The sequence below is a fragment of the Rubrivivax sp. JA1055 genome (genome assembly GCF_020966565.1).
In the GTDB taxonomy this organism is placed as follows: domain Bacteria; phylum Pseudomonadota; class Gammaproteobacteria; order Burkholderiales; family Burkholderiaceae_C; genus Rubrivivax; species Rubrivivax benzoatilyticus.
Genome location: NZ_JAJKFP010000006.1, coordinates 1,340,371 through 1,366,814, shown reverse-complemented (window position 1 = coordinate 1,366,814; position 26,444 = coordinate 1,340,371). Strand labels below are relative to the sequence as shown.

Here is a 26,444-nt window from a genome sequence, read left to right as displayed (position 1 = left end):
ATTGTCGGCAGCGAGAGTCTTGCAATGACGGTGCCGCGGGCGGCGCCACGAGGTCCCCGGGAAGCCCTTCACGAAATCGCGATGTAACCGGGTTACTTTGTTTTCGGTGCTATGGTTACGGCTGGAGGTCAGCATGAAGCCCGCCATCCAAACCATCACCGATCGCATCCGGGAACGCAGCGCCGACACCCGCGCGGCCTACCTGCAACGCGTGGACCGCCTCGCGCGCCGACCGCGCGGGGCCGAACGCATGGGCTGTGCCAACGTCGCGCACGCCTTTGCGGCGCTGCCGGGTGACGACCGGCTGCGCGTCGTCGCCGAACGTGCGCCCAACGTCGCGATCGTCACCGCCTACAACGACATGCTGTCGGCGCACCAGCCCTTCGAGGGTTTCCCGGCGCTGATCCGCGACGAAGCCCGCCGCCACGGTGCCACCGCGCAGGTCGCCGGCGGCGTGCCAGCGATGTGCGACGGCGTCACGCAGGGCCAGCCCGGCATGGAGCTGAGCCTCTTCTCGCGCGACACGATCGCGATGGGCACGGCGATCGCGCTGTCGCACGACGTCTTCGACGGCGCGCTGATGCTGGGCATCTGCGACAAGATCGTGCCGGGGTTGCTGATCGGCGCGCTGCACTTCGGCCACCTGCCGACGGTGTTCGTGCCCGCCGGGCCGATGAGCACCGGGCTGGCCAACGAGGACAAGGCCAAGGTGCGCGAGCAGTACGCGCAGGGCCTGGTCGGTCGCGACGCGCTGCTGGCCGCCGAGTCCGCCGCCTACCACGGCCCGGGCACCTGCACCTTCTACGGCACCGCCAACAGCAACCAGATGCTGATGGAGGCGATGGGCCTGCACGTGCCCGGCGCCGCCTTCGTGCACCCGCACGAGGGCCTGCGCGAGGCGCTGACGCGCGAGGCCGTGCGCCGCGTGCTGGCGATCGGCGTGCACGCCGACTTCATGCCGATCGGCCGCCTCGTCGACGAGCGGGCGATCGTCAACGCGATGGTCGCGCTGCTGGCCACCGGTGGCAGCACCAACCACCTGATCCACTGGGTGGCGGTGGCGCGTTCGGCCGGCATCACGATCGACTGGAGCGACTTCGCCGCGCTGTCGGCCGAGGTGCCGCTGCTGGCGCGTGTCTACCCGAACGGCGCCGCCGACGTGAACCAGTTCCAGGCCGCCGGCGGCCCCGGCTACGTGATCGGCGAGCTGCTGCGCGCCGGTTGCCTGCACCCCGACGTCGCGACCATCGCCGGCCCCGGGCTGGAGCGCTACGCGGCGCTGCCGCAGGCCACCGACGGTGGCGCGCTCGCCTGGACGCCGGTCGGCGCCAGCGGCGACACGGCCATCCTGCGCCCGGCCGACGCGCCGTTCTCGCCGACCGGCGGCCTGAAGCTGCTGCAGGGCAACCTGGGCCGGGCGGTGATCAAGGTCTCGGCGGTGCCGGCCGAGCGCCACGTCATCGAGGCGCCGGCGCGTGTCTTCGACGACCAGGAGTCGCTGCAGGCGGCGTTCAAGGCCGGCGAGCTCGACCGCGATGTCGTCGCCGTCGTGCGTTTCCAGGGGCCGCACGCCAACGGCATGCCCGAGCTGCACAAGCTGACGCCGCCGCTGGCGGTGCTGCAGGGCAAGGGTTGGCGCGTCGCGCTGGTCACCGACGGCCGCATGAGCGGCGCTTCGGGCAAGGTGCCCGCGGCGATCCACGTCAGCCCCGAGGCATTGGCCGGCGGGCCGCTGGCCAAGGTGCGCGACGGCGACCTGCTGCGTGTCGACGCCGACGCCGGCACGCTGCAGGCGCTGGTCGACCCGGCCGAATGGGCTGCGCGCACGCCGGCCACCATCACCCCGGACCAGGCGGCCGCCAACGGCCGCGACCTGGGCCGCGAACTGTTCGCGGGCATGCGACGCAACGCCCGCAGCGCCGAGGAGGGCGCCGTCACATGGCTCTGAAACCGATCGAACTCGCCGCCCCGGGACCCGTGATCCCGGTCATCGTCATCCAGCGTGTCGAGGACGCGCTGCCGCTGGCCGAAGCGCTGCTGGCCGGCGGCGTGCGGGTGCTCGAGGTCACGCTGCGCACGCCGGCCGCGCTGGAAGCGATCCGCCGCATCGCGCGCGAGCTGCCCGAGGCGCTGGTCGGCGCCGGCACGGTGCGCAGCGTCGCCGACGCCCAGGCGGCGCGCGAGGCCGGCGCGCGGTTCGCCGTCAGCCCCGGCTACACGAGCGAGATCGGCCGCGCCTGCCGCCAGATCGAGCTGCCGCTGCTGCCCGGTGTCGCCACGCCCAGCGAGGTGCTGGCGGCGATGGCCGACGGCTACGACTTCCTGAAGTTCTTCCCGGCCGCCGCGGCCGGCGGCATCCCGATGCTGAAGGCCCTGGCCGGGCCCTTCCCGGACATCGCGTTCTGCCCGACCGGCGGCCTGACGCCGGAGAACGCGCGCCAGTACCTGGCGCTGCCGAACGTGAAGGTCTGCGGCGGCTCGTGGCTGTCGCCGCAGGCGACGATCGACGCCGGCGACTGGGCGCAGATCACCCGGCTGGCGCGCGCCGCACAGGCGCTGCGCGAAGAGTGAGCTTGGTCCGGCGGCCTCCTGGCCGCCGGTGCCCCCGTCAGGCGCGCAGCGAGTCCTCGGGCGCAGCCGTTTCCGCGCGCTGGATCAGCTCGACCTTGTAGCCGTCCGGGTCGGTGATGAAGGCGATCACCGTCGAGCCGCCCTTGACCGGGCCGGGCTCGCGCGTGATGTTGCCGCCGGCGGCGCGGATCTTGTCGCAGGCCGCATAGGCGTCGGGCACGCCGATCGCGATGTGGCCGTAGGCCGTGCCCAGGTCGTACGACGACACGCCGTGGTTGTAGGTGAGCTCGATCTCGGCGTGCTCGGGGTTGGAGCCGTAGCCGAGGAAGGCGAGCGAATAGCCGTGGGCGGCGTTCTCGCTGGTGCGCAGCAGCGTCATGCCCATGACCTTGGTGTAGAAGTCGATCGACCGTTGCAGGTCGCCGACGCGCAGCATCGTGTGGAGCAGTCTCATGCGGGTGATTTTCCCGCAGCCGGCCTGCCCCTAGACGGGCACGGTGTAGTTCAGCGTCATGCGGCCGCCGTCGACGACGACGATCTCGCCGGTGACGTAGCTGGCGGCGTCGGACAGCAGCCAGGCGCAGACGTCGGCGACCTCGGCGGGTTCGCCCAGGCGTTTCATCGGCGTGCGGCTCAGGATGCGTGCCTTGGCCTCGTCGCTGGTCAGCACCGCGTTCTTCGCCAGCTCGGTGGCGATGGTGCCCGGGGCGACGGCGTTGACACGCACGCCGCGGTCGGCGAGCGACAGCGCCATCACGCGCGTCAGCTGGTCGATCGCGCCCTTGCTGGCGTTGTAGCTGGCGATCGACGGGATCGTCAGCCGGCCGTTGACCGAACTCATGTTGACGATCGCGCCACCGCCGGCCTTGACCAGCTCCCGCGCGACCGCCTGGCCGACGAGGAACGAACCCTTCAGGTTGACGGCGATGACGGCGTCCCAGTCGGCCTCGGTGACGGCCAGGAAGTCGGCGGCCTTGAAGATGCCGGCGTTGTTGACCAGGCCGTCGACACGGCCGAAGGCGGCCAGCGTCGCCGCCAGCGCGGCGTCGACCTCGGCCTTCTTCGAGACGTCGCAGTGGGCGTAGACGGCGCGGTGGCCGGCGGCCGTCAGCTCGTCGGCCAGGCGCCGGCCGGCGTCGTCGGCGACGTCCCACAGCGCGACCGCGGCGCCGTCGCGCACGAGGCGGCGGGCGCAGGCTTCGCCGATGCCTTGCGAGGCGCCGGTGATGACGACGACGCGGCCGTCGAGGCCGAAATGAACGCCTTGCTGCATGGGGACGGGCGGCCGGGCCGCGGCGGTTGGGACGGACCCGCAGTGTAGGCAGGCCCCGGCCGCGTGGCGCGACGACCCCTGCGGCCGCGGTGGCGCCGCTCGTTCAGGTGGCGCAGGCTGGGCCGGCGGCCGCGGTCGCGTGCGAAGGGGCGCGCGCGCTGCGGCGCAGCGCGACGGCGTCGGCTGCGGCGGGCGCCGCGCCGCGCCCCGCGTCGAGGTGGAAGAGCTGCACCGCCTCGGTCACGGTGTTGGCCTTGGCGCGCAGCTGCATCGCCGCCGCGGCGATCTCCTCGACCAGCGCCGCGTTCTGCTGCGTGATGCCGTCGAGCTGGGCGACTGCGGTGTTGATCTGCGAGATGCCCTGCAGCTGCTCGTCGGCACCGTGGCTGATGCCGGCGACGACGCTGCCGACGCGCTCGACGGTGTGCACCGCCTCGGCGATCGTCGTGCGCGCCGCGCTGCTGAGCCGGTTGCCGGCGTCGACCTTCTCGGTCGAGTCGACGATCAGCTGCTTGATCTCGCGCGCCGCGGTGGCCGAACGCTGCGCCAGCGCCCGCACCTCGCCGGCGACGACGGCGAAACCGCGGCCGGACTCGCCGGCGCGCGCCGCCTCGACGGCGGCGTTGAGCGCCAGGATGTTGGTCTGGAAGGCGATGCCGTCGATGACCTGGATGATCTCGCCGATGCGGCGCGAGGACTCGCTGATGACCTGCATCGTGCGCGTGACGTCGTCGACGGCCTGGCTGCCGCGGCGCGTGACGCCGGCGGCCTCGGCGGCGAGCTTGGCGGCCTCCGACGCGGCGGTGGCGCTCTGGCGCACCGTGCTCGTGATCTCCTCCATCGACGAGGCCGTCTGCTGCACGTTGGCGGCCTGCGACTCGGTGCGGCTGGACAGGTCCTGGTTGCCGCTGGCGATCTCGCAGGTGGCGTCGCGCATGTGCTCGACCTCGTTGCGGGCGTCGCGCACGATCGAGCGCAGGTTCACGTTGAGCTGGTTCAGCGCCTTGGACAGACGGCCGAAGGCGTCGTCGCCGAAGGCCGGCAGGCGTTCGGTCAGGTCGCCGGCGGCCATGCGGTTGGCGAACCCCAGCAGCGGTGCCAGCGGCGCCAGCACCAGGCGGGCGAGCAGCGCCGCGCCGACGGTGCTGCCCATCAGCACGCAGCCCAGCACGGCGCACCAGCCGAGGTAGTGGCCGATCAGCGCGCTGCTGCCGGTCAACAACGCCGAGGCCAGCACCAGCGGCAGATGGCGGCGCAGCCGCTTCAGCCGCTTCAGGCGGCCCCAGACGGTGGCGCGGTACGGCGTGCCGGCCTCCACACGCAGCGTCGACTGCCCGGCCGCCTTCTCGGCGCGCATGCGGGCGTACAGCGATTCGGCGCACTGCACCTCCTCGCGCGTCGGTTCGGTGCGCACCGACATGTAGCCCACCGGCTGACCGTCGCGCATCAGCGGCGTGACGTTGGCCATCACCCAGTAGTAGCGCCCGTCCTTGCGCCGGTTCTTCACCGGCGCCGACCAGGGCTGGCCGGCGCCGATGCTGGCCCACATGTCGCGGAAGGCCTCTTCCGGCATGTCGGGGTGGCGGATCAGGTTGTGCGGCTGGCCCAGCAGTTCGTCCTTGACGTAGCCGCTGACCGAGATGAAGGCCGGGTTGCAGTAGAGGATCCGGCCTTTCAGGTCGGTGGTCGACACCAGCGTCTCCCCCGCAGGAAACGGATACTCCTCGTCACTCACGGGCAGATTCACGCGCATCGACAGTCCTCCGCAGGTTCTCAGCGTGATTGCTGGAATCGGTTGCGATGGCGAACGATAAAGATGCGGCGAATGTTAGAGGTGCGGAATAGTGTGCGAAACGTGGGTTGATTTTGGCGAATTCGCCGGGGCGTCCGAGGCCCTCCGGGGCTCGGTCCGGGGCCTCGGGACTTGAGCGCTGTTGCGCTTTTTTACGGCTGGCCGGCGCTCTCGCGGTCCAGCCAGACCGCCATGCCCTGGGCGTTGAGCTCGACGTCGAGCTCGAGCAACTGGCGCAGCGGCTCGGGCGCCAGCGTGCAGCCGTGTTCGGCCAGGCTGCGGCGGTAGATCGTGTTCAGCCCCTCGCACAGCGCGGCGTGGCGGGCGTCGCCGAGCGCGGCGACACGCCGGCCCAGCGCCACCATCTCGTCGAGCAGCGCCAGCAGCAGCGCGCCCAGCCGCGGCACGTCGCCGACGCGGCCGTAGTGGGTCAGGAACATCGAGCGCGGAGAACGTGCGAGCAGCCGCTCGACCGAGACACGCATCGCCTCGGGGTCGAACTGCACCGGCGTCGAGGTCGGCAGCAGCCAGGCGCCGCGGGCGGTGTCGAATTCGCGGTACGACAGCCCGAAGGTGTCGCCGGTGAACCAGCCGGCCGAGGCCTCGTCCCAGAGGCAGTGGTGGTGGCGGGCGTGGCCCGGCGTGTCGGCGAACTCCAGCGTGCGGCCGGCCAGCGACAGCTGCAGACCGTCGCGGCTGGTGTCGACACGTTCGGCCGGCACCGGCACCAGCGTGCCGTAGTTGCGCCGCATCTCGGCTTCGCCGTAGACCGCGGTGGCGCCGGCCCAGAGCTGCGACGGATCGACGAGGTGGCGCGCGGCGCGCGGGTGGGCCATCACGCGGGCCGCCGGCAGTTCCTGCACCAGCAGGCCGACGCCGCCGGCGTGATCGAGGTGGACGTGGGTCGGAATGACCCAGTCGACGGCGTCGCGGGCGAGGCCCAGCGCGGCCAGCGCCTCGAGGATGCGCGGTACCGCGTGGTTGGTGCCGGCGTCGACGATGGCGGCGCGGCCGCCGTGCAGCACCAGATAGGCGGCGTCGAAACGCGGGCGGTGGAAGCCGGTGTCGACGGCGTAGATGTCGTGCCCGCAGGGCTCGACGAAGGAGGGCAGGGCAGGGACGGTCATGCGCCGCATTGTCGGCGCCGGCGCTGCCGTCGGCTGTCGCCTGCGTTATCTCGCGTCACCGCGCCGCGCCAGGCGACGGGCGTGCAGGGCCTCGCGGCCCCGCACGGTCGGCCTCAGTGGGCGGCGAGCCAGAGGCGCGCGATGTCGGCGGCGCCGTCGTTGCCCTTCACGGCGCGCAGCGTCTGCGCGGCGGCGGCCTTCTGGCCGGCCTGCGCCTGGACCTGGCCCAGGCGCAGCCGGGCGTCCTCGGGGCGGCGCAGGCCACCCTTGGCGATGCCCTTCTGGATCAGCGCCGCGCCCTTCTCGGCCTCGCCGATCGAGGCGTAGGCGAAACCGACCTTGACGAGGTCGTCGCCGCTCTTCTCGGCGTTGGCGGCGTCGGCCTGCGCGGCGATGTCCGCCTTCTGCTGCGTCGCCTGCTTCTGTGCCAGGTCGCGCAGGCGCTGATGGCGCGTGGCCTCGGCGCCAGTGCCCAGCGCGCCGGCCTTGTAGCCCTGCTCGACGATGCGCAGCGCCTCGCCCGGCAGGCCGGCCTGCAGCGCCAGCTGCGCCATCTCCATGTACTCGTCGGTCTTGCCCAGCGTGCCGGTGGCCAGCTTCAGGCGCATGACGTCGAGCGCAAAACGGTCCGCGAACCCGCTCTTGCGCTGCAGGCGGCCCAGATAAGCCGTCCAGTAGTCCTTCTTCGGGTAGTAGGTGACCAGCTTCTCGAGCGTGCCGACGTAGCCGTTGGTGTTGCCGGTGCGCTGCTGGGCGTCGGCCAGGCGCAGCAGGTCGCCTTCGTCGGGCTTGCGGCCGGCCTGTTCGGCGGCCGTGACGGCGGCTCCGGCGTCGCGTGCGATCGCGTTGTAGTCGCCGCTGGCCGACTGCAGGTAGGCCTGCATCTGCTTGACCGTGGCGCTGTTGTTGCCGGCCGCGACCGCCTTGTTCAGCCACTCGCTGGCCTTGGCGTTGTTGCGCAGCTGGGCGTAGGCGGCGGCGAGCTGCTCGGCGAGCTGGCCGAGCTCGTTGCCGCTGGCCTTGGCGGCGAGCGCCTCGAGGGCCTGCGCCGCGGTGGCGTAGTCGCCGGCACGCTGGGCGGCGGCGGCCTTCATGCGGTCGATGGTCTGCTGCTCGGCGGCGCTGCGGCTGCCGACGCTCTCGGCCTCGCGCACCTTGGCGAGCGCCTCGCGCGCCTTGCCGGCCTTCAGCAGTTCGCCGGCCTGCTGCAGCGGCTTGCCGATCTCGGCACGCAGCCCCTGGGCTCCGGCAACGGACAGCCAGCCGGCGGCGACGAGGCAGAGGGCAAGGGTTCGCAGCTTGGTCTTCATCTCTTGGATTCCTCGGCGAACCGCCTGCCAGCAAACGGCACGCCAGGTGGAGGGGTGCGGTAATGTCAAGCGGACGCCGCGCACGGGCTCTGCCCGTGCGCTGGCGTCGCCCCCTCGAGGGGGAGCGGCGCAGCCGCTACGGGGGTGGTCCTCAATTCATGAACTGCTCGTTGCCCACGATGCCGATCTTGGTCACGCCCAGGCGCTGGGCGCTGGCCATGATCATCGCGACGACCTTGTAGGTCACGAGCTTGTTCGGGCGCAGGTGCACCTCGGGCTGGTCGGCCGCGGCGGCGACGGAGGCCAGCTTGGCTTCCAGCGCCGCGCGGTCGGGCACGATCTCGCCGTTCCAGCCGATGGTGCCGTCGAAGTCGACGTCGATGCGGATGATCTCCGGCGGCTGCGGCGGCGGTGCCGCGTTGTTCGGCGTCGGCATGTTCATCTTCACCGCGTGCGTCTGGATCGGGATGGTGATGATGAACATGATGAGCAGCACCAGCATCACGTCGATCAGCGGCGTGGTGTTGATGTCCACCATCACGTCGTCGTCACCGCCGCCGGAACCTACTTGCATGGCCATGTTGTTCTCCGTTCAGCGCGCCACGGCGCCCGCCGGCGGCTCGGTGATGAAGCCGACCTTGAAGATCCCGGCACGCTGGCAGGCCACGACCACGCGGCCCACGGACTCGTAGCGCACCTCGCCGTCGCCGCGGATGTGGACCTCGGGCTGCGGTTCCTTGACCGCCTCGACCTTCAGCCGCGTGACCAGCGCCTCGATGTCCGGCAGCCGCTCGATGCCCCAGAAGAGCTCGCCGTCGCGGTTGACCGCGATGACGATGTTCTCGGGCTTGGTCTGCAGCGGGATGTTGCGTTCCTTCGGCAGCTCGAGCTTGATCGACTGCGTGACCACGGGAATCGTGATCAGGAAGATGATGAGCAGCACCAGCATCACGTCCACCAGCGGCGTCGTGTTGATCGAGCTGTTGAGCTGCTCCTCCCCGCCGTTCTCGGCGGGGCCTACTTGCATCGCCATCGCGATCTCCTGGAGGACGACGGCCGCCCGGTGCCGCACGCGCTGCCGTGCCCGCAGGCACGGCCGTCGCGGCGGCGGCGGCCGATCGGCATCACGTCAGCGCTTGCCGGCGATCAGCACGTTGTGCAGGTCGGCGCTGAAGCTGCGGACCTGGTCCAGCACGGCCTTGTTGCGACGGATCAGCCAGTTGTAGCCCATGACGGCCGGCACGGCGACGGCCAGGCCGATGGCGGTCATGATCAGCGCTTCACCGACCGGGCCGGCGACCTTGTCGATCGAGGCCTGGCCGCTGATGCCGATGCGCACCAGCGCGTTGTAGATGCCCCAGACGGTGCCGAACAGGCCGACGAACGGCGCGGTCGAGCCGACGGTCGCCAGGAAGGCCAGGCCGTCGGTCAGGCGGCCCTGGATGTTGCCGACGGCGCGCTCGACGCTCATCGTCACCCAGGTGTGCTTGTCGATCGACTCGACCATCGTGCCTTCGTGATGGTCGCTGGCCTTGATGCCCGACTCGGCGATGTAGCGGAAGGCCGAGCCTTCCTCGAGGGCGGTGACGCCGGCCTTCACCGAGTTCGCCTTCCAGAAGGCCTCGGCCGACTCGCGCGCGCTCTTCATCATCGAGCGCTGCTCGTACAGCTTCGTGAAGATGATGTACCAGCTGCCCATCGACATGATGACCAGGATGATCAGCGTGCCCTTGGCGACGAAGTCGCCCTGCATCCACAGCGCCTGCAGGCCGTAGGGGTTGTCCACCGCTTCGTGTTCGGTGGCTTGGGCCGGGGCCGTGGCCGCCGGCGGGGCGGCGGTGTCAGCCTGGGCAAGGGCGGGTTGGGTGCCGAACGTGGCGACCAGCGCGACCATCATCGCCGCCAGCGACGATCGCATCAGTTTCATCAAGGACATCGTGCCTCCAAGGGGAAAGAACGCCGGCTCGAGCGCCGCACGTGGGTAAGAGCGTCGCCGCGCACCACGCGGCGAAGCGCAACAACAGGGGCCTCGCTACTCGAGGTTCCAGACGTATTCGACTTCGGCCTGGCCGCCGATCGCGTTGCCGTGCTCGTCGGTGCCGGGCCTGAACTGGCACTGGCTGAGCTTGTTGATGGCAACACGGTCGAGCAGCTTGTGCTCGCGCGAGGGGCCGGCCGAGCGCACCAGTTCGGACGCCGAGACGCGACCGCTGGCGTCGACGGTGAACCGGACCTTGGTCGTGCCCGTCGCTTCGGCGCGCACGGCCGCGGCGGGGTAGTCCTCGCGCGTCGGCGCGCAGGAGCGGGCACTGATGATCGTCGGGCGCACGTTGCGCGGCGCCGGCGGCGCCTCGGCACGCGGGACCGTGACGGCCTGCGGCGGCGGCGCGACCGTGGTCGTCGTGATCGTCGGCGCCGGCGTCGGCGGCGGGTTCACGTTGACCTCGGGCGGCGGCACGAACGACGGCGGCGGCGGCGCGAACTTGGGCGGCGGCGGGAGGTTCTCCGGCGGCGGGGGCTCCGGCGGCTTCACCTCCTCGATGATCTTGGTCTCGATCGGGGCCTTGATGACCTCGACCATGCGCTGCGCTAGACCCGAAAGCAGTGCCCAGCCCAGCAGCAGGTGCAGGGCGAGGACGATGCCGATCCCAACGGCGTGCTTGCCCGGGTTTCGTTGTTGCTGGGCGTAATCCACTCAGAATCCTCCAGGAGTTCCGACACCGCCATCCGGTGCCCGAACCCGTGACCAACTTCTCACGCGGCCTCGTGGACCGCAGGCGGCCTGGTCGACCGCGAAGCGCGGGACTATATCGCGAAAGTCAAGCCGTCCCGTCTCGTGACTTGCCCCGGATCACGCGGGGCCGACGGCATGCCCACGAACCTTTGCAAGTTCGGGGCCAGCATTCTGCCGCTGGGTGGAGTGCGCAGCTTGTTCGTTATGCGAACACCCCCGTGCCGGCGCCGCATATCGCGCCGACGGTCCCGTGAGCCGGTGTCCCGGCCGTGACATCGAGGCCGGAAAACGGCAATTTGCGCTCCCGTGCGGAACTTCGGCCGTGTCGGGCGGCTCCCTTTACGGACCATGCCCGTCGCCGGCCGGTCCCGCAGGGGCCCGGGCGCGCTTCGCGGGCCACCGGATCGCCCCCGTCCTGCATCGTTCCTCCCTGGAGCCCCTGCGCGGCGGCGTGCGTCCGGCAGATTCAAGAGGAGGATGTTCCCGATGCAGTTGTTCCTGTCCGCCGGCCTGATCGCGGCGATCGTCGCCTGGGGCCTCGTCGCCCCGGCGTCGCTGGGTGCGGTGTTCGACCGCGCGCTGGCGACGATCACCGTGCACTTCGGCTGGCTGTACCTGTGGGTCGTGCTCGGCCTCGTCGTCGTCTGCGCCTTGCTGGCCTTCAGCCGCTACGGCGACCTGAAGCTCGGCGCCGACGACGACGAGCCCGAGTTCTCGCGCGGCACCTGGTTCGCGATGCTGTTCGCCGCCGGCATGGGCATCGGCCTCGTGTTCTGGGGCGTGGCCGAACCGATCTCGCACTTCGTCGCACCGCCGCCGGGCATCACGCCGGGCACGCCCGAGGCGGCCAACGCCGCGATGCGCTACGCCTTCTTCCACTGGGGGCTGCATCCGTGGGCGGTGTACGGCGTCGTCGCGCTGGCGATCGCCTTCTTCACCTTCCGTCGCGGCCGTGCCGCGCTGATCAGCTCGGCCACCGAGTCGCTGCCCTGGCGCGGCGTGCGCGTGCTGTCGCCGCTGTTCAACGTGCTCGCGGTCATCGCCACCGCCTTCGGTGTCGCCGCGTCGCTGGGCATCGGCGCGCTGCAGATCAACAGCGGCCTGAACGCCGTCTTCGGCGTGCCGGTGGGCACGCTGCCGCAGATGCTGATCATCGCCGTGACGACGGCACTGTTCCTGGGCTCGGCCCTCACCGGGGTGACGCGCGGCATCAAGTGGCTGTCGATCGTCAACCTGCTGATCGCCGCGGCGCTCGCGCTGTTCGTCTTCGCCGTCGGCCCGACGGTGGCGATCATCGACACCTTCACGACGACGCTGGGCGCCTATGCCAGCGAGTTCGTGCGCATGAGCCTGCGCATGACGCCGTTCCGCGACAGCGGCTGGGTCGGCGGCTGGACCATCTTCTACTGGGCCTGGTGGATCGCGTGGTCGCCGTTCGTCGGCCTGTTCATCGCCCGCGTCTCGCGCGGCCGCACGATCCGCGAGTTCGTCATCGGCACGGTGTTCACGCCGACGCTGGCCGGCTTCCTGTGGTTCGCGATCTTCGGCGGCACGGCGCTGAACCTGCAGATCTTCGGCGGCGTGCCGATCGCCGACGCGGTCAAGGCCGACGTCTCGACGGCGATGTTCGCGATGTTCGACGCGCTGCCGCTGGGCACCGTGATGTCGGTCGTGGCCACGGTGCTGGTGCTGGTGTTCTTCGTCACCTCGGGCGACTCGGCGACGCTGGTGCTGGGCATCATGAGCTCCAAGGGCGAGCCCGACCCGAAGGGGCGCGTCAAGCTCGTCTGGGGCCTGCTCGTGGCCGGCATCGCCGCCAGCCTGCTGCTGTCCGGCGGCATCAAGGCGGTGCAGACGGCGACCATCGTCTTCGCGCTGCCGTTCACGCTGGTCATCGTGCTGATGACCGCCGCGTTGTGGCGCGCGGTGCGCGAGGACTGGCAGGCCGAGCAGCGCCGCGAGCGTGAACTGCGGCGGCGCCTGCGCGAGATGGTCGGCCCGGGCCCGCTCTGATGGGCGTCGAGGCCGGGGCGCTGCTGCTGGCGTTCGGCAAGGGGCTGCTGTTCGCGCTCGCGACGCTGCTGCCGATCGTCAACCCGGCGGCGACGGCGCCGATCTTCCTCGGCCTGACCGAAGGCGCAAGCGACACGACGCGGGCGCTGCTGGCGCGGCGCATCGCGCGCAACATGTTCGCGCTGCTCGTCGGCTCGATGCTGGTCGGCTCCTACGTGCTGGACTTCTTCGGCATCTCGCTGCCGATCGTGCGTGTCGGCGGCGGCCTGATCGTCGCCGCCACCGCCTGGCGCATGTTGAGCGTCACCCCGGCGACGATCGAGTCCCGCAGCGACATCGCCCAGGCCTTCACGCCCGAGCAGGCGCGGCGCCAGGCCTTCTACCCGCTGACCTTCCCGATCAGTTGCGGGCCGGGCTCGATCGCTGCGGCGATCACCGTCGGCGTGGCGCTGCACGACACGACGATCTCGGTGTCGCTGGCGCGCATGGGCGGGGCGATCGCCGCGCTGGTGCTGATCGGCGTCGTGCTCTACGTCGCCTTCCGCTACGCCCGGCTGCTGCTGCGCCCGCTGGGCGAGGCCGGCGCGGTGGTCTTCCTGCGCCTGTCGGCCTTCATCCTGCTGTGCCTGGGCGTGCAGATCGTCTGGGACGGGGTGAGCGAGCTGCTGCTGAGCGTGCTGCGGCCGCTGTAGCGGCCGGCCGGTGCGCCGCAGCGTGCGATGTTGCCGTGCGGCGTCCTCAAGCGCATCCGCTGGCTGCCGATACAGCGGCAAACGCTGGGGAGTAAACCATCAGGCTCCTTGGACCGGCTTTCGCAGCCAGCATTCCTTGGGGGATTCGTGGGACTTCTTCGTGACATCCGCATCGGCGTGCGCCTGGGCAGCGCATTTCTCGGCCTCGTCGTGCTGCTCGCCGTGACCGGGGTGATCGGCCTGAGCAGCCTGCAGGCCACGCAGGCGCGGCTGGAGTCCGTCTACGGCGACCGCGTGGTGCCGCTCAAGCAGCTCAAGCTGATCGCCGATGCCTATGCCGTCAACGTCATCGACGCGGTGAACAAGGCCAACGCCGGGCGCATGCCAGCCCAGGAGGCCGTCCAGCAGCTGACCGCGGCCCAGGGCGTGATCGCCCGGTCCTGGAAGGACTACATGGGCACGCGGCTCACCGAACAGGAGGCGCGACTGGCGCGCGAGGCCGAGCAGCTGTTCGAGCCGGCGAACCGCGACATCGAACGCGTGCGCCAGGCGCTGCAGGCGCTGTCGGGCTCCGCCGCCGGCCAGCTCGGCCAGTTCGACGGCGCGCTGTACGACAGCGTCGACCCGATCAGCGCCAAGATCGCCGAGATCACCGAGCTGCAACTGCATGCGGCCGAGCAGGACGTCGAGGCCGCATCCGCGACCTACGCCTGGACCCAGGCGGTGATCCTGGGCGTGACCTTCGCCTCGGTGCTGCTGGCCGCCGTCGGCGGGCTGGTCATCACCCGGTCCATCACGCGCCCGGTGCAGGAGGCCGTGCTCGCGCTGCAGGCGGTCGCGGCGGGGGATCTGGGGGCCCGGGTCGAGGGCTCGTCCAAGGACGAGGTCGGCCAGCTGCTGGCGGCGCTGCGCACGATGAAGGAGGAGCTGTCGCAGATCGTCGGCACGGTGCGCGCCAGCAGCGACAGCGTGGTCACCGCGTCGACGCAGATCGCGCATGGCAACCAGGACCTGTCCGGCCGCACCGAGGAGCAGGCCAGCGCGCTGCAGCAGACCGCGGCGACGATGGACGAGCTGGGCAGCACGGTGCGCAACAACGCCGACAACGCCCGCCAGGCCGACCAGCTCGCCCGGGCTGCCGCGCAGGTCGCCGCCCAGGGCGGCGAGGTCGTCGGCCAGGTGGTGACGACGATGGCCGGCATCAGCGACTCCAGCCGCAAGATCGGCGACATCATCGGCGTCATCGACGGTATCGCGTTCCAGACCAACATCCTGGCGCTCAACGCGGCGGTCGAGGCGGCGCGCGCCGGCGAGCAGGGCCGTGGTTTCGCGGTCGTCGCCGGCGAGGTGCGCACGCTGGCCCAGCGCAGTGCCGAGGCGGCCCGGGAGATCAAGGCGCTGATCACGCGCAACGTCGAGCAGGTCGGGCAGGGGGCGTCGCTGGTCGACCGCGCCGGCCAGACGATGGACGAGATCGTCGGGTCGATCCGGCGCGTCAGCGACATCGTCGGCGAGATCAGCTCGGCGACCACGGAGCAGAGCAGCGGCATCCAGCAGGTCGGCGACGCGGTGAGCCAGATGGACCAGGTGACGCAGCAGAACGCTGCGCTGGTCGAGGAAAGCGCGGCCGCGGCCGAGAGCCTGAAGGTGCAGGCTCAGCAATTGGCGCGTGTGGTGTCGATCTTCAAGCTCGACGCCGCGGCGGCACGCGCCCTCGCCTGACCCCGCGCCGCACAGCCGCCCGAGGGCGGCTCCTGCGGCGAGCCGGAAACGAAAAAGCCGCTGATCTTGCGATCAGCGGCTTCGTTGTTTTGGTGGAGACGAGGAGGATCGAACTCCTGACCTTCGCATTGCGAACGCGACGCTCTCCCAGCTGAGCTACGCCCCCGAAACAGCTAGCAGTATAGCACCAAAAACGGGCTTGTCATCAAGTCGATGCCCGCGACGTGTCCGCCCGCCCGCGGCGCTATCGTCGCCGCATGGACCCGAACACCTCGAACGAGCCGCACGACGGCCTGCTGTCGCCCATCGTCGCCGGCTGCTGGCGGCTGCACGAATGGGGCCTGGACGTCGCGGCGCGCGTGCGCTGGATCGAGCGCACGCTCGAGCTCGGCATCACGACCTTCGATCACGCCGACATCTACGGCGGCTACCGCGTCGAGGCGCTGTTCGGCGAGGCGCTGGCCGCCGCGCCGGGGCTGCGCCAGCGGCTGCGGCTGGTCAGCAAATGCGGCATCAAGCTCGTCGGCGAGGCGCGGCCGGCGCATGCGATCAAGTCCTACGACAGTTCGCGTGACCACATCGTCGCCTCGGTCGAGGCCTCGCTGCGGGCGCTGCGCACCGACCGGCTGGACCTGCTGCTGCTGCACCGGCCGGATCTGCTGGCCGACCCCGACGAGGTCGCCGCCACCTTCGACGCGCTGCGCCGCGCCGGCAAGGTGCTGCACTTCGGTGTCTCCAACCACACGCCGTCGCAGTTCGCGCTGCTGCACCGGCGGTTCCCGCTGGTCACCAACCAGATCGAACTGTCGCCGCTGCAGATGCAGGCGCTGGCCGACGGCACGCTGGAGCAGGCGCTGGACCTGGGCCTGCCGCCGATGATCTGGTCGCCGCTGGGCGGCGGCCGGCTGTTCCGCGGCGACGACGAGCAGGCGCGGCGCGTGCGCGCAGTGCTCGAGGCGCTGGGCGCCGAGCACGGTGTCTCGGCGGCGACCGTCGCCTATGCCTGGATCCTGCGCCACCCGTCGCGGCCGGTGCCGATCACCGGCTCGTCGCGCATCGAGGCGCTGGCCGAGGCGACCGCGGCGCTCGCGCTGCGCCTGCCGGCCGAGGCCTGGTACCGCGTCTGGCAGGCGAGCATGGGTCACGAGGTGGCCTGAGACCTCAGGACTTGTCCGGGGCTCGTTCCCGCTTGGCGGGACCGGGCGCCAGGCCGAAGGGTGCTCCCGTGATCCCCTGACGGCGGCGCGGTCTCGCGTTCGGCGCGGTGGCCTCGGCGCCGCATGATGCGGCGGTGCCGCGTGTCGTCTTCACCCCGCAGCTCGCCCGCTTCGTCGGCCCGGTCGATGCGGTGCAGGCCGACGCGGCCACGCTGGGCGAGGCGCTGGACGCCGCGTTCGAGCACTATCCGCGGCTGCGCGGCTACGTGCTCGACGATCAGGGCGCGCTGCGCGCCAACGTCGCCGTCTTCGTCGACGGGCGGCGCCGCACGGCGCTGGACGACACGCTCGCGCCCGCCAGCACGGTGCACGTGCTGCAGGCGCTGTCCGGAGGCTGAAAGGGGACCACGATGGACCACGACCGCGCCTGGGCCGCGACGCGCAAGGGCCTGTTCGAACTGCGCCACGACGGCGCCGGCGCCTGGCGCGTGGCCGGCGTCTCCTTCCTCGGCGAGCCGGTGTCGGCGCTGCTGCCGCCCGACGCGCGCGGCCGCATGCTGGCGGCGCTGAACCTGGGTCACTTCGGCGTCAAGCTGCACGCCAGCGACGACGCCGGCGCGAGCTGGCACGAGGTCGCCGCCCCCGTTTATCCGCCGCAGCCCGAAGGCGCGCCCGGCCCGGCCTGGACGCTGATGCAGGTCTGGACGCTGGAGCGCGACCGCGACACCGTCTGGGCCGGCACCTTGCCCGGCGGGCTGTTCCGCAGCGAGGACTTCGGCGCCTCGTGGCGGCTGGTCGAGGCCTTGTGGCGCGCGCCCGGCCGCGCCGAGTGGTTCGGCGGCGGCTACGAGGTGCCGGGGCTGCACTCGATCTGCCCCGATCCGTCGCGGCCGGGCGCGCTGCTGGTCGGCGTGTCCTGCGGCGGCGCCTGGGCGAGCGAGGACGACGGCGCGAGCTGGGCGCTGGCGGCGAGCGGCATGCACGCCGAGTACATGCCGCCCGAACGTGCCGACGACCCGGCGGTGCAGGACCCGCACCGCATCGTGCGCTGCGCCGCGGCACCCGAGGTGCTCTGGTGCCAGCACCACAACGGCATCTGGCGCTCGGGCGACGGTGCGCGCTCGTGGCAGCTTGTGCAGGCGCCGCTGTCCTCGTTCGGCTTCGCCGTCGCGGTGCACCCGCGCGACCCCGACACCGCCTGGTTCGTGCCCGCGGTGAAGGACGAATGCCGCGTGCCGGTCGGTGCCGCGCTGGCCGTCAACCGCACACGCGACGGCGGCGCCAGCTTCGAGACGCTGCGCGCCGGGCTGCCGCAGCGCGACTGCTACGAACTCGTCTACCGCCACGCGCTGGACGTGGCTGCCGACGGCACGAGCCTGCTGCTGGGCAGCACGACCGGCGGCCTGTGGGCCAGCGTCGACGGCGGCGAGCAGTGGCACACGGTGGCGACGACGCTGCCCCCGATCCACGCGCTGCGCTTCGGCTAGCGCATCTCGCCGTCGACGTAGTACCAGCGGCCGTCCTCGCGCACGAAGCGGCTGGTCTCGTGCAGCCGGAAGGCGCGGCCGGCGAGCTTGCTGCGGGCGACGAACTCGACCGTCGCGGCGTCGCCGTCTTCGCGGGCGCGGCGGACCTCCAGGCCCAGCCACTTCAGGCCGGGCTCGAACTCGACGCTCTGTGGCCGCGTGCTGGCGTGCCAGGTGGCCAGCAGATAGGGTTCCAGCGCCAGCACGTAGGCGCTGTAACGCGAGCGCATCAGCGCCTCGGCGCTCGGCGCCGCGGCGCCGGCATGCCAGCGGCCGCAGCAGTTCTCGTAGTCGGCCTTCAGGCCGCAGGGGCAGGGGGTCATCGTCTCGTCCTCGGGCGGCGCGAGCATACGGCGGCGGCCGTGCGGCCGGGATGCGCTGGCTACACTCGGCGCCGCCGGCCGCCGCACGCGTCGCGTGCACGCCACCGTCCCGCCAGGAACTCCCGATGCTCGACCCCCAAGCCCGCGCGCTGCTGGACCTGATGATCGACAAGCGTGTGCCGCCGGTGCACACGCTGCAGCCGGCCGAGGCCCGGCGCTTCTACGCCGAGCGCCGCGCCTTCACCCAGCCCGAGCCTCCGTCGGTGGCCGAGGTGCGCGACCTGGCCACCGACGCCGGCCTCGCGCTGCGCCTGTACCGGCCGGCCGAGGGTGTGCTGGCGCTGCTCGTCTACTTCCACGGCGGCGGCTGGACGATCGGCGACCTGGACACGCACGACGTCGTCTGCCGCACGCTGGCGCTGGCCTCGGGCTGCGCCGTGCTGTCGGTGGACTACCGCCTGGCGCCCGAGCACCGTTTCCCGGCCGCCGTCGACGATGCCGTCGCCGCCGTGCGCTGGGCGCGGCGCGAAGCCGCCGCACTCGGCATCGACCCTGCGCGTGTGGCCGTCGGCGGCGACAGCGCCGGCGGCAACCTGGCTGCGGTGGCGGCGATCGCCGCACGCGATGCCCACGACCCGCTGGCCGCGCAACTGCTGATCTACCCGGTGACCGACATGCGCGCCGTCGCGCCTTCGCACGCCGCCAACGGCCAGGGCTATTTGCTGACGAACGACAGCATCGCCTGGTTCCGCGGCCACTACGTGCCCGACGAGGCGCAGTGGACCGACTGGCGCGCCTCGCCGCTGCTGGCGCCCGACCTGAGCCGGCTGCCGCGTGCGCTGGTCATCACCGCCGGCCACGACCCGCTGCGCGACGAAGGCCTGCAGTACGCCGACGCCTTGTCGGCGGCCGGCAACCGCGTGCAGTACGTCGGCTTCGAGCGCCAGATCCACGGCTTCGTGACGATGGGGCGTGTGCTCGACGAGGCGCACACCGCGCTCGCGCTGGCCGGCGGCTTCCTGCGCGAGGCGCTGGCGCCGGTGGCGGCCTGACGGTGCGCCGGCTGCAGCCGCAGGGGCGCCGATGAGCGGCGGCCACCCGAACCAGTTCGCGCTGCTGGCCCAGCGCCGCTTCGCGCCGTTCTTCGCCGTGCAGTTCCTCGGTGCCGGCAACGACAACCTGTTCAAGTTCGCCTTCACGGTGATGGCGACCTACGAGCTGCAGCTGGCCTGGATGCCGCCGTCGCTGGCCGGGCTGGTGATCGGCGCGGTCTTCATCCTGCCCTTCGTGCTGTTCTCGGCCACCGCCGGGCAGCTCGCCGACAAGTACGACAAGGCGCTGCTGGCGCGTTGGGTCAAGTCGCTGGAGATCGCGATCATGGCCGCCGCGGTCTGGGGCTTCGTGCGCACCGACGCCGTCATGCTGCTGGCCTGCGTCTTCGGCATGGGGCTGCACTCGACGCTGTTCGGCCCGGTGAAGTACGCCTACCTGCCGCAGCACCTGGACGAACGTGAGCTGACCGGCGGCAACGGCCTGGTCGAGATGGGCACTTTCGTCGCCATCCTGCTGGGCAACCTGGCCGGCGGCCTGCTGATGGCGGTGCCCGAGGCCGGCGCGCGCCTGGTGGCCGCCGCCTGCCTGGGCGTGGCGCTGCTCGGCCGGCTGGTGGCGCAGGCCGTGCCGCGTTCGCCGGCGCCGCAGCCTGACCTGACGATCAACTGGAACCCGTTCAGCGAGACCTGGCGCAACCTGCGGCTGGCGCACGGGGACCTGGTGGTCTTCCGCTCGCTGCTGGGCATCTCGTGGATGTGGGCCTTCGGCGCGGTCTTCTTGTCGCAGTTCCCGGCCTTCGCCAAGGACGTGCTGCACGGCGACGAGCAGGTGGCTTCGCTGCTGCTGGTGCTGTTCTCGGTGGGCGTGGGCGTCGGCGCGCTGCTGTGCGAGACGCTGTCGCGGCGCCACGTCGAGATCGGCCTGGTGCCGCTGGGCGCCGCCGGCATGAGCGTCTTCGCCGTCGACCTGTATTTCGCCGCCCACGCGCTGCCGGCCTCGGCGCTGATGCCGGTTTCCGCCTTCGTCGCCCAGCCGGCGCACTGGCGCGTGATGGCCGACCTGGTGCTGCTGGCGCTGGCCGCCGGCGTCTACAGCGTGCCGATGTACGCGCTGATCCAGCTGCGCAGCCCGGCGACGCACCGCGCCCGCATCATCGCCGCCAACAACATCCTCAACGCGCTGTTCATGATCGCCAGCGCGCTGGGTGCCGGTGCGCTGCTGGGCGCGGGGCTGTCGATCCCGGGTGTGTTCCTCGTCGCCGGCGTCGTCAACGCGCTCGTCGCCGGGGCCGTGTTCTGGTTCGTGCCCGAGTACCTGCTGCGCTGCCGCGCGCTGCTGCACGGGCGGCTGGTGCGCCGGCTGCGTGTGACTGGCTCGGTGCTGCCGCCGGCCGACGGCGCCGCGCTGCTCGTCGGCCCGGCGCCGGCCGGCGCCGACCTGCTGCTGCCGGCGGCCGCCGGGCCGCGGCCGCTGCGCTGGGTCGTCGACCGGCAGCGCCTCGCCGGCCCGGGCCTGGGCGCGCTGCTGCGCCGCGCCGGCGCCGTCGCCTGGGTGCCGGCGCACGAGGACGCGGCGGCGCACGCCGAAGCCGTCGAGCGTGCGGCGCAGGCGCTGGCCGCCGGCGAACTGGTCGGCCTCTTCGTCGCCGACGAGGCCGGGCGCGCGGCGACGCAGGCCGCGCTCGTCGCTCGCCAACCGGTGCCGGTGCTGGCGGTGGGCTTCGTGCCGGGACGACCGGCCGTCTTGTCGCTGGAGGCGGTGCCCGGCTGAACGTGACCGGATGCCGCTGGCTGCGGTTTCCGGTGCTTGCGGCGAATACTGTATGGGCATACAGTCTCCCTCATGGAGACGCTGCCCCTGTTCGCCCCGTCGCCGCCGGCCGCCGTGCCGGCGGAGGGGCGGCGTGCGCGGCGGCCGCGGCCGGCGCCGCCTCCGCCGGCTCCACCCGCACCGCCCGCGCCGGCCGGCGAGGGGGCCGTGCCGGCTGCTGCGGTGCTGCCGTCTGCGCCCTCTGCGCCGGCCGTGCCGCCGCGGCCCGCGGCGCTGGAAGACCTGCACCCGGCGCTGTGGCGCGCGCACCAGCTCGGCCGCCAGCACGAGACCACCTGGCCCAGCGGTTTCGCCGCGCTCGACGCCGCGCTGCCCGGCGGCGGCTGGCCTTCGCGTGTGCTGACCGAACTGCTGCTGCCGCGTGCCGGCCTGGGCGAGATGCGGCTGCTGGCGCCGGCGTTGGCCGCGGTCCAGCGTGCCGAGGGCTGCGTGATGCTGTTCGACCCGCCGGCGCTGCCCTTCGGCTGGGCGCTGGCCGAATGCGGGCTTGACCTGGCCCGGCTGTTCGTCGTGCGCAGCCGCCAGGCGCAGCGTGGCCGCGCGCGCGGGCCGCTGCCGGCCGCCGACGTGCTGTGGGCGCTGGAACAGGCGCTGCGTTCGGGCCAGGTCGGCGCCGTGCTGGCCTGGCTGCCGGCGCGGCTGCCGGCCGACGCGCTGCGCCGGCTGCAGCTGGCCGCGCAGACGCACGACGGCCCGGCCTTCGTGCTGCGCGACGATGCCGCGCGTACCCGGCCCAGCGTCGCGCCGCTGCGGCTGTGGCTGTGCGCCGCCGGTGCCGACGCGCTGCGTGTGCACCTGCTCAAGCGCCGCGGCCCGCCGCTGGCCCAGCCGCTGGCGCTGGCCCTGCCTCCGGTGCTGCCGGCCGTGGCGCGGGCCCGCGCCGCGACGCCGGTGGCCCGCACTGCGTTCACCCAGGAGGTCCTGCAACCATGAACTCTCCCGCCTTTCTCGCCGGCGGCGCCGCCGTGCCGGCTTCGCCCGCGCTCGATGTTTCGCCGTCGTCGGCCGCCGTCGGCCCGGCCGTGGGTGCCGCGGCGCTGGTGCACGAGTTCTGGCGCCGCATGGCGAGCAACGACTTCGCCTCGGTCGGCGAGCTGCTGGCCGAGGATTTCGTGCTCGACTGGCCGCAGTCCGGCGAACGCTTCCGCGGTGCCGAACGTTTCGTGCGCATGAACCAGGAGTACCCGGCCAACGGGCCCTGGCGTTTCCGGCTGCACCGCGTCGTCGGCGGGGCGCACGACGCGGTGTCCGACGTCGGCGTCACCGACGGCGTGCAGCAGGCGCGTGTGATCTCGTTCTTCGACTGCGATCTCGCCGCCGGCCGTGTGCGCCGCCTGGTCGAGTTCTGGCCCGAACCTTATGCGGCGCCGACGAACCGCGCCCACCTGGCCGAGCCGATCGACGACGCGGAGGGCGAGGGCGGCTGACCGGGCGCCGTGGGCGCGCGGGCGAGCGTCGGGGTGCTGCGGCAGGGCCCGGTGTCGGCGTTGCCGTCTGCCCACCTGTCCGGCCGTTCGCCCGTTCTCCTGTTCGCCCGTTCGCGTTGCCCACCAGCCGTTCCGCCGGAGGCTCCCCGTGTTCTGGATCGCGCTGCACGCCCCGCGGCTGTCGCTGGAGTCCTGGCGCGCCACGCTGGGTGCGGCCGAGGCCGCCCGGCCGCTGGCGCTGCTGGCCGCGCACCGCATCGCCGTCGTCGACCGCCGGGCCGCCGAACGCGGTGTGCAGCCCGGCATGCGGCGTGGCACCGCGCTGGCGCTGGCGCCCGATCTGGTGCACGGCGAGGCCGACGCGGTGCGCGACGCCGCCGCGCTGACGGCGCTGGCACACGCCGCGCTGGCCTTCACGCCGATGGTCGTGCCGGAGCCGCCGGCCACGGTGTTGCTGGAGGTGGCGGCCAGCCTGCGCTGCTTCGGCGGCGGGCCGCGGCTGCTGCAGCGGCTGCAGGCCGCCGTCGAGCCGCTGGGGCATGCACTGGCCGTCGCCAGCGCGCCCACGGCGCGCGCCGCCTCGCTGCTGGCGCGCTGGCGGGGCGATCAAACGGGTTTCATGCTCCTGCCGGGCGACCGGCTGGCGGCGCTGCAGGCCGTGCTGGCCGGCGCGCCGCTGGCCTTGCTGGACGCCGGACGCGAGCACGCCGCGGTGCTGCAGGGCATGGGCGTGCACACGCTGGGCGAACTGCAGGCGCTGCCGCGCGACGGCGTCGCCCGCCGCTTCGGCACCACGCTGCTGGCTGAACTCGACCAGACGCTGGGCCGCACCGCCGACCCGCGCGAGCCGCTCGTGCCGCCGGGGGTCTTCGAGAGCCGGTTGGAGCTCTTCGCGCGTGCCGACACCGCGGCCCAGGTGCTGCACGGCGCTGGCGTGCTGCTGGCGCGGCTGGTGGCCTGGGCGCAGGCGCGCCAGGTGCGCATCGTCGCCTTCACGCTGGGCATGCGCCACGACCGCTGCCGTGGCGACGCACCGCCCGCCACGCGGCTGCGCCTGGAGCTGGCCGAGCCTTCGCTCGACCCCGGGCACCTGCAGCTGCTGCTGCGCGAGCGCCTGGGCCGGCTGGAGCTGGTGGCGCCGACGCTGGAGCTGGAACTCGAATGCCGCGAGACGGTGCACGCGCCGGCGCCGAATGCCGAGCTGTTCCCGTCGCGGCAGAGCCAGGACCGGGGCCTGGTGCGCCTGCTGGAGCGGCTGCGCGCGCGCCTGGGCGACGAGCAGGTGCTGCACCTGGCGCCGCAGCCCGACCACCGGCCGGAATGCGGCACGCGGCTGCTGCCGCTGGGTTCTGCGCCGGCCCGTCCGGTGCCTGCCGGCCGACGCAGCCGGCGTGCCCCGTCAGCCCCGCCGCCGGAGCCGAGCGCCGCGCCGCCGGCCGCGGAGACCGACCCGGCGCAGGCGCTGATCGCCTCGCTGCTGGCGCGTGCGGCGCCGGTCGTGCCCGAGGCCGCACGCCGCCGCCGGGCCGCGCTGCACCGCCCGGTCTGGCTGCTGGAGGCGCCGCAGCCGCTGCCCGAGCGCCACGAGCGCCCGCAATGGCAGGGCCGCCCGCTGCGTGTGCTGGCCGGGCCCGAGCGCATCGAGTCGGGCTGGTGGGACGGTGGCCTGGCGGTGCGCGACTACTTCGTCGCCCAGGCCGAGGACGGCGCGCTGGTCTGGGTCTACCGCGAACGCCTGCCGGCCGACGACGCAGCCGGCGGCTGGTACCTGCAGGGCTGGTTCGGCTGACGCCGCCGGCTCAGGCCAGCACCTTCAGCAGCCAGCGCTGCAGCGCCTGCACTTCCTCGAGACAGACCGAGTGTTCCATCGGGTAGTCGTGCCACTCGACCTCGAAGCCTTCGCGGCGCAGCGCCTCGCGCGCCGCCTGGCCGCGCACCAGCGGCACGACGCCGTCGTCGCGACCGTGGGCCAGGAAGACCGGCGTGCCGGTGCTCGCCGGGTGGCGTTCGGCGGCCAGTGTCTCGGGCAGCGGCAGATAACCCGACAGCCCGGCCAGGCCGGCCAGCCGGTGCGGCAGGCGCAGTCCGCCGCCCAGCGTGATCGCGCAGCCTTGCGAGAAGCCGGCGAGCACGATGCGCGAAGCCGGCACGCCGCGCGAGATCTCGCGCTCGACCAGCGCCTGCACCGCGGCGAAGGACTCGCGCAGCCCGGCCTCGTCTTCACGGCGCGGCGCGTCCGGCCCGAGGATGTCGTACCAGGCGCGCATGCGGTAGCCGCCGTTGATCGTCACCGCCCGTTCGGGCGCGCGCGGCAGCACCCAGCGCACGGGCCCCAGCGCCTCCAGCCGCAGCTCGTCGGCCATCGGCAGGAAGTCGGTGCCGTCGGCGCCCAGCCCGTGCAGCACGATGACCGTGGCCACCGGCGTCACGCCCGGGTCGAGTTCGATCGTCTGCAGCGCCATCGTGTCTCCTTGCTCGGTCCATCGCCCGCCGCGGCGGGCCATCAACGCGCACTCACTCCGCGAAGAAGCGTTTGCCAGAGCAGCGCACCTTCAATCCCCGCCAGCACGCACACGGCGCCTCAAGCGGCCGCCGCGGCCCGGCTTTGCCGGGCCGCTGGCGGCGCCCCCCTGGGGGGGAGCGCGTGAGCGCTCCGGGGGGGATCAGTAAGAGATGCCCATGGCTTCCCGGACGTCCTTCATCGTCTGCCGGGCCACCGTGCGCGCACGCTCGGTGCCCATCTCGACGATCCAGTGCACCTGCTTGGGGTTGGCGGTGAAGGCTGCGGCGCGTTCGCGCCAGGGCTGCTGTTCCTTGACGATCGCGTCGATGACCGGCTGCTTGCACTCCAGGCAGCCGATGCCGGCCGACGTGCAGCCCTGGCTGGCCCAGCTCTGGGTCGCTTCGTCGCTGTAGACCTTGTGGAAGGCCCAGACCGGGCACTTCTCCGGCGTGCCCGGGTCGGTGCGGCGCACGCGCGCCGGGTCGGTGACCATGCCGCGCACCTTCTTGGCCACGGTGTCCGGGTCGTCGCGCATCAGCACGGCGTTGCCGTAGCTCTTGCTCATCTTCGCGCCGTCCAGGCCGGGCAGGCGCGCGTTCTCGGTGTACAGCGCCTGCGGCTCGACGAGGATGCTCTTGCCGCTGCCCTTCAGGTGGCCGGCCAGCAGTTCGCTGTCGTGCGCCGTCCAGCCCTCGACCTGGCCTGCCGCCTTCTTCAGGATGCCTTCGCCCTTGGCCAGCGCCTCGGCGGCACCGGTCTCGCCGAAGGCCTTGCGCTGCTTCTCGAAGTAGCGCTGGTCGTCCTTGGAGAGTTTGGCCAGCGTCGCTGCCACCTGCTCGGCGAAGTCGGGTGCGCGGCCGTAGAGGCTGTTGAAGCGCCGCGCGCATTCACGCGTCAGTTCGACGTGCGAGGCCTGGTCTTCGCCGACCGGCACGTAGGCGGCCTTGTAGATCAGGATGTCGGCGGCCTGCAGCAGCGGGTAGCCGAGGAAGCCGTAGGTCGCGAGGTCGCGGTCCTTCAGCTTGTCCATCTGGTCCTTGTAGGTCGGCACACGTTCGAGCCAGCCCAGCGGCGTGCCCATCGCCAGCAGCGTGAACAACTCGGCGTGCTCGGGCAGACGGCTCTGGATGAAGATCGTGCTCTTCTCCGGGTCCAGGCCGGCGGCGAGCCAGTCGATCACCATCTCGTAGACGTTCTTCTCGATGACGTCACGCTCTTCGTAGTGCGTGGTCAGCGCGTGCCAGTCGGCGACGAAATAGAAGCAGTCGTACTGGTCCTGCAGCCGCACCCAGTTCTTGAGCGCGCCATGGTAGTGGCCGAGGTGCAGGGAGCCGGTCGGGCGCATGCCCGAGAGAACGCGGGGTCGCATGGAGTTTTGCCGGGACAAGGAA

Annotated in this window: 25 protein-coding genes and 1 tRNA gene; 13 read left to right on the top strand and 13 right to left on the bottom strand. The window is 72.5% G+C overall.

Annotation, left to right across the window (positions count from 1 at the left end; genetic code table 11):
- The first annotated feature begins 133 nt into the window (after positions 1-133).
- Positions 134-1,948 carry a phosphogluconate dehydratase gene (edd, locus tag LOC65_RS15655; protein WP_230248181.1) on the top strand — a complete coding sequence of 605 codons (1,815 nt, stop codon included), beginning with the start codon at positions 134-136 and terminating at the stop codon, positions 1,946-1,948.
- Positions 1,939-2,571 (top strand): bifunctional 4-hydroxy-2-oxoglutarate aldolase/2-dehydro-3-deoxy-phosphogluconate aldolase, encoded by a 633-nt coding sequence (locus tag LOC65_RS15650; RefSeq protein WP_230248180.1) that lies wholly within the window; start codon positions 1,939-1,941, stop codon positions 2,569-2,571. Before edd ends, LOC65_RS15650 begins: the two co-directional genes overlap by 10 nt.
- 37 nt (positions 2,572-2,608) lie before the next feature.
- Here the strand turns inward: LOC65_RS15650 and gloA are convergent, their stop codons facing one another.
- From gloA to LOC65_RS19505, 9 genes are all read right to left on the bottom strand, one after another.
- Positions 2,609-3,025, bottom strand: a complete 417-nt coding sequence (gene gloA / locus LOC65_RS15645; RefSeq protein WP_230248179.1) for a lactoylglutathione lyase — start codon at positions 3,023-3,025, stop codon at positions 2,609-2,611.
- A gap of 30 nt (positions 3,026-3,055) precedes the next feature.
- Positions 3,056-3,844, bottom strand: coding sequence for an SDR family NAD(P)-dependent oxidoreductase (locus LOC65_RS15640; protein WP_009858184.1), 789 nt, complete (start codon positions 3,842-3,844; stop codon positions 3,056-3,058).
- 103 nt (positions 3,845-3,947) lie between these two features.
- Positions 3,948-5,597: a PAS domain-containing methyl-accepting chemotaxis protein gene (locus tag LOC65_RS15635; RefSeq protein ID WP_230248178.1), complete on the bottom strand. Its 1,650-nt coding sequence runs from the start codon at positions 5,595-5,597 to the stop codon at positions 3,948-3,950.
- Positions 5,598-5,788: 191 nt separating this feature from the next.
- Positions 5,789-6,763 (bottom strand): MBL fold metallo-hydrolase, encoded by a 975-nt coding sequence (locus tag LOC65_RS15630; RefSeq protein WP_009858182.1) that lies wholly within the window; start codon positions 6,761-6,763, stop codon positions 5,789-5,791.
- Between the two features lie 113 nt (positions 6,764-6,876).
- Complete coding sequence (locus LOC65_RS15625; RefSeq protein WP_230248177.1) at positions 6,877-8,073, bottom strand: hypothetical protein; 1,197 nt, start codon at positions 8,071-8,073, stop codon at positions 6,877-6,879.
- 151 nt (positions 8,074-8,224) lie between these two features.
- Positions 8,225-8,653 carry a biopolymer transporter ExbD gene (locus LOC65_RS15620; protein ID WP_029718622.1) on the bottom strand — a complete coding sequence of 143 codons (429 nt, stop codon included), beginning with the start codon at positions 8,651-8,653 and terminating at the stop codon, positions 8,225-8,227.
- Between the two features lie 12 nt (positions 8,654-8,665).
- Entirely contained in the window at positions 8,666-9,106 is a 441-nt protein-coding gene (locus LOC65_RS15615) for a biopolymer transporter ExbD (RefSeq protein ID WP_009858179.1), read from the bottom strand.
- Between the two features lie 96 nt (positions 9,107-9,202).
- Entirely contained in the window at positions 9,203-10,009 is an 807-nt protein-coding gene (locus LOC65_RS15610) for a MotA/TolQ/ExbB proton channel family protein (protein ID WP_029718621.1), read from the bottom strand.
- A 96-nt stretch (positions 10,010-10,105) separates the two neighbouring features.
- Entirely contained in the window at positions 10,106-10,768 is a 663-nt protein-coding gene (locus tag LOC65_RS19505) for an energy transducer TonB (protein ID WP_276525103.1), read from the bottom strand.
- A gap of 525 nt (positions 10,769-11,293) precedes the next feature.
- On the opposite strand from LOC65_RS19505, the gene LOC65_RS15595 reads away from it, so the two are divergent.
- The 3 genes from LOC65_RS15595 (at position 11,294) to LOC65_RS15585 (ending at position 15,234) form a co-directional block, all read left to right on the top strand.
- Entirely contained in the window at positions 11,294-12,820 is a 1,527-nt protein-coding gene (locus LOC65_RS15595; protein ID WP_009858176.1) for a BCCT family transporter, read from the top strand.
- A complete protein-coding gene (locus tag LOC65_RS15590; protein WP_009858175.1) occupies positions 12,820-13,512 on the top strand; it encodes a MarC family protein in 693 nt (230 codons plus the stop codon). The genes LOC65_RS15595 and LOC65_RS15590 overlap by 1 nt, the downstream gene beginning before the upstream one ends.
- 147 nt (positions 13,513-13,659) lie before the next feature.
- A complete protein-coding gene (locus tag LOC65_RS15585) occupies positions 13,660-15,234 on the top strand; it encodes a methyl-accepting chemotaxis protein (RefSeq protein WP_230248176.1) in 1,575 nt (524 codons plus the stop codon).
- Positions 15,235-15,324: 90 nt separating this feature from the next.
- On the opposite strand, the gene LOC65_RS15580 is transcribed toward LOC65_RS15585, so the two are convergent.
- Positions 15,325-15,400, bottom strand: a tRNA-Ala gene (locus LOC65_RS15580).
- Positions 15,401-15,491: 91 nt separating this feature from the next.
- Here LOC65_RS15580 and LOC65_RS15575 point away from each other — a divergent pair.
- From LOC65_RS15575 to LOC65_RS15565, 3 genes are all read left to right on the top strand, one after another.
- On the top strand, positions 15,492-16,391 hold the full coding sequence (locus LOC65_RS15575; protein ID WP_230248175.1) for an aldo/keto reductase family oxidoreductase: 900 nt from the start codon (positions 15,492-15,494) through the stop codon (positions 16,389-16,391).
- Positions 16,392-16,525: 134 nt separating this feature from the next.
- Positions 16,526-16,789 (top strand): MoaD/ThiS family protein, encoded by a 264-nt coding sequence (locus tag LOC65_RS15570; protein ID WP_230248174.1) that lies wholly within the window; start codon positions 16,526-16,528, stop codon positions 16,787-16,789.
- Positions 16,790-16,801: 12 nt separating this feature from the next.
- On the top strand, positions 16,802-17,878 hold the full coding sequence (locus LOC65_RS15565; RefSeq protein WP_230248173.1) for an exo-alpha-sialidase: 1,077 nt from the start codon (positions 16,802-16,804) through the stop codon (positions 17,876-17,878).
- Here LOC65_RS15565 and LOC65_RS15560 read toward each other — a convergent pair.
- Positions 17,875-18,267, bottom strand: coding sequence for a YchJ family protein (locus LOC65_RS15560; protein WP_230248172.1), 393 nt, complete (start codon positions 18,265-18,267; stop codon positions 17,875-17,877). The genes LOC65_RS15565 and LOC65_RS15560 overlap by 4 nt on opposite strands.
- Before the next feature lie 98 nt (positions 18,268-18,365).
- On the opposite strand from LOC65_RS15560, the gene LOC65_RS15555 reads away from it, so the two are divergent.
- The 5 genes from LOC65_RS15555 to LOC65_RS15535 all read left to right on the top strand — a co-directional run bounded on the left by LOC65_RS15555 (position 18,366) and on the right by LOC65_RS15535 (position 24,339).
- Positions 18,366-19,292: an alpha/beta hydrolase gene (locus LOC65_RS15555; protein ID WP_009858169.1), complete on the top strand. Its 927-nt coding sequence runs from the start codon at positions 18,366-18,368 to the stop codon at positions 19,290-19,292.
- Positions 19,293-19,323: 31 nt separating this feature from the next.
- A complete protein-coding gene (locus LOC65_RS15550; RefSeq protein ID WP_230248171.1) occupies positions 19,324-21,063 on the top strand; it encodes an MFS transporter in 1,740 nt (579 codons plus the stop codon).
- Between the two features lie 252 nt (positions 21,064-21,315).
- Entirely contained in the window at positions 21,316-22,056 is a 741-nt protein-coding gene (gene imuA / locus LOC65_RS15545) for a translesion DNA synthesis-associated protein ImuA (protein WP_230248170.1), read from the top strand.
- Complete coding sequence (locus tag LOC65_RS15540; RefSeq protein WP_009857047.1) at positions 22,053-22,550, top strand: nuclear transport factor 2 family protein; 498 nt, start codon at positions 22,053-22,055, stop codon at positions 22,548-22,550. The genes imuA and LOC65_RS15540 overlap by 4 nt, the downstream gene beginning before the upstream one ends.
- 148 nt (positions 22,551-22,698) lie before the next feature.
- Positions 22,699-24,339 carry a DNA polymerase Y family protein gene (locus LOC65_RS15535; RefSeq protein WP_230248169.1) on the top strand — a complete coding sequence of 547 codons (1,641 nt, stop codon included), beginning with the start codon at positions 22,699-22,701 and terminating at the stop codon, positions 24,337-24,339.
- A gap of 10 nt (positions 24,340-24,349) precedes the next feature.
- Here the strand turns inward: LOC65_RS15535 and LOC65_RS15530 are convergent, their stop codons facing one another.
- Entirely contained in the window at positions 24,350-25,012 is a 663-nt protein-coding gene (locus tag LOC65_RS15530; RefSeq protein ID WP_164962057.1) for an alpha/beta hydrolase, read from the bottom strand.
- Positions 25,013-25,213: 201 nt separating this feature from the next.
- Positions 25,214-26,422, bottom strand: a complete 1,209-nt coding sequence (locus tag LOC65_RS15525; RefSeq protein WP_029718616.1) for a tryptophan--tRNA ligase — start codon at positions 26,420-26,422, stop codon at positions 25,214-25,216.
- Between the last annotated feature and the right edge of the window lie 22 nt (positions 26,423-26,444).

Bases quoted from the DNA above. Each gene is read 5' to 3' on its own strand.
- edd (WP_230248181.1), top strand. From the start codon at position 134: ATGAAGCCCGCCATCCAAACCATCACCGATCGCATCCGGGAACGCAGC.
- LOC65_RS15650 (WP_230248180.1), top strand. From the start codon at position 1,939: ATGGCTCTGAAACCGATCGAACTCGCCGCCCCGGGACCCGTGATCCCG.
- gloA (WP_230248179.1), bottom strand. From the start codon at position 3,025: ATGAGACTGCTCCACACGATGCTGCGCGTCGGCGACCTGCAACGGTCG.
- LOC65_RS15640 (WP_009858184.1), bottom strand. From the start codon at position 3,844: ATGCAGCAAGGCGTTCATTTCGGCCTCGACGGCCGCGTCGTCGTCATC.
- LOC65_RS15635 (WP_230248178.1), bottom strand. From the start codon at position 5,597: ATGCGCGTGAATCTGCCCGTGAGTGACGAGGAGTATCCGTTTCCTGCG.
- LOC65_RS15630 (WP_009858182.1), bottom strand. From the start codon at position 6,763: ATGACCGTCCCTGCCCTGCCCTCCTTCGTCGAGCCCTGCGGGCACGAC.
- LOC65_RS15625 (WP_230248177.1), bottom strand. From the start codon at position 8,073: ATGAAGACCAAGCTGCGAACCCTTGCCCTCTGCCTCGTCGCCGCCGGC.
- LOC65_RS15620 (WP_029718622.1), bottom strand. From the start codon at position 8,653: ATGGCCATGCAAGTAGGTTCCGGCGGCGGTGACGACGACGTGATGGTG.
- LOC65_RS15615 (WP_009858179.1), bottom strand. From the start codon at position 9,106: ATGGCGATGCAAGTAGGCCCCGCCGAGAACGGCGGGGAGGAGCAGCTC.
- LOC65_RS15610 (WP_029718621.1), bottom strand. From the start codon at position 10,009: ATGTCCTTGATGAAACTGATGCGATCGTCGCTGGCGGCGATGATGGTC.
- LOC65_RS15595 (WP_009858176.1), top strand. From the start codon at position 11,294: ATGCAGTTGTTCCTGTCCGCCGGCCTGATCGCGGCGATCGTCGCCTGG.
- LOC65_RS15590 (WP_009858175.1), top strand. From the start codon at position 12,820: ATGGGCGTCGAGGCCGGGGCGCTGCTGCTGGCGTTCGGCAAGGGGCTG.
- LOC65_RS15575 (WP_230248175.1), top strand. From the start codon at position 15,492: ATGGACCCGAACACCTCGAACGAGCCGCACGACGGCCTGCTGTCGCCC.
- LOC65_RS15565 (WP_230248173.1), top strand. From the start codon at position 16,802: ATGGACCACGACCGCGCCTGGGCCGCGACGCGCAAGGGCCTGTTCGAA.
- LOC65_RS15560 (WP_230248172.1), bottom strand. From the start codon at position 18,267: ATGCTCGCGCCGCCCGAGGACGAGACGATGACCCCCTGCCCCTGCGGC.
- LOC65_RS15555 (WP_009858169.1), top strand. From the start codon at position 18,366: ATGCTCGACCCCCAAGCCCGCGCGCTGCTGGACCTGATGATCGACAAG.
- LOC65_RS15550 (WP_230248171.1), top strand. From the start codon at position 19,324: ATGAGCGGCGGCCACCCGAACCAGTTCGCGCTGCTGGCCCAGCGCCGC.
- LOC65_RS15540 (WP_009857047.1), top strand. From the start codon at position 22,053: ATGAACTCTCCCGCCTTTCTCGCCGGCGGCGCCGCCGTGCCGGCTTCG.
- LOC65_RS15530 (WP_164962057.1), bottom strand. From the start codon at position 25,012: ATGGCGCTGCAGACGATCGAACTCGACCCGGGCGTGACGCCGGTGGCC.
- LOC65_RS15525 (WP_029718616.1), bottom strand. From the start codon at position 26,422: ATGCGACCCCGCGTTCTCTCGGGCATGCGCCCGACCGGCTCCCTGCAC.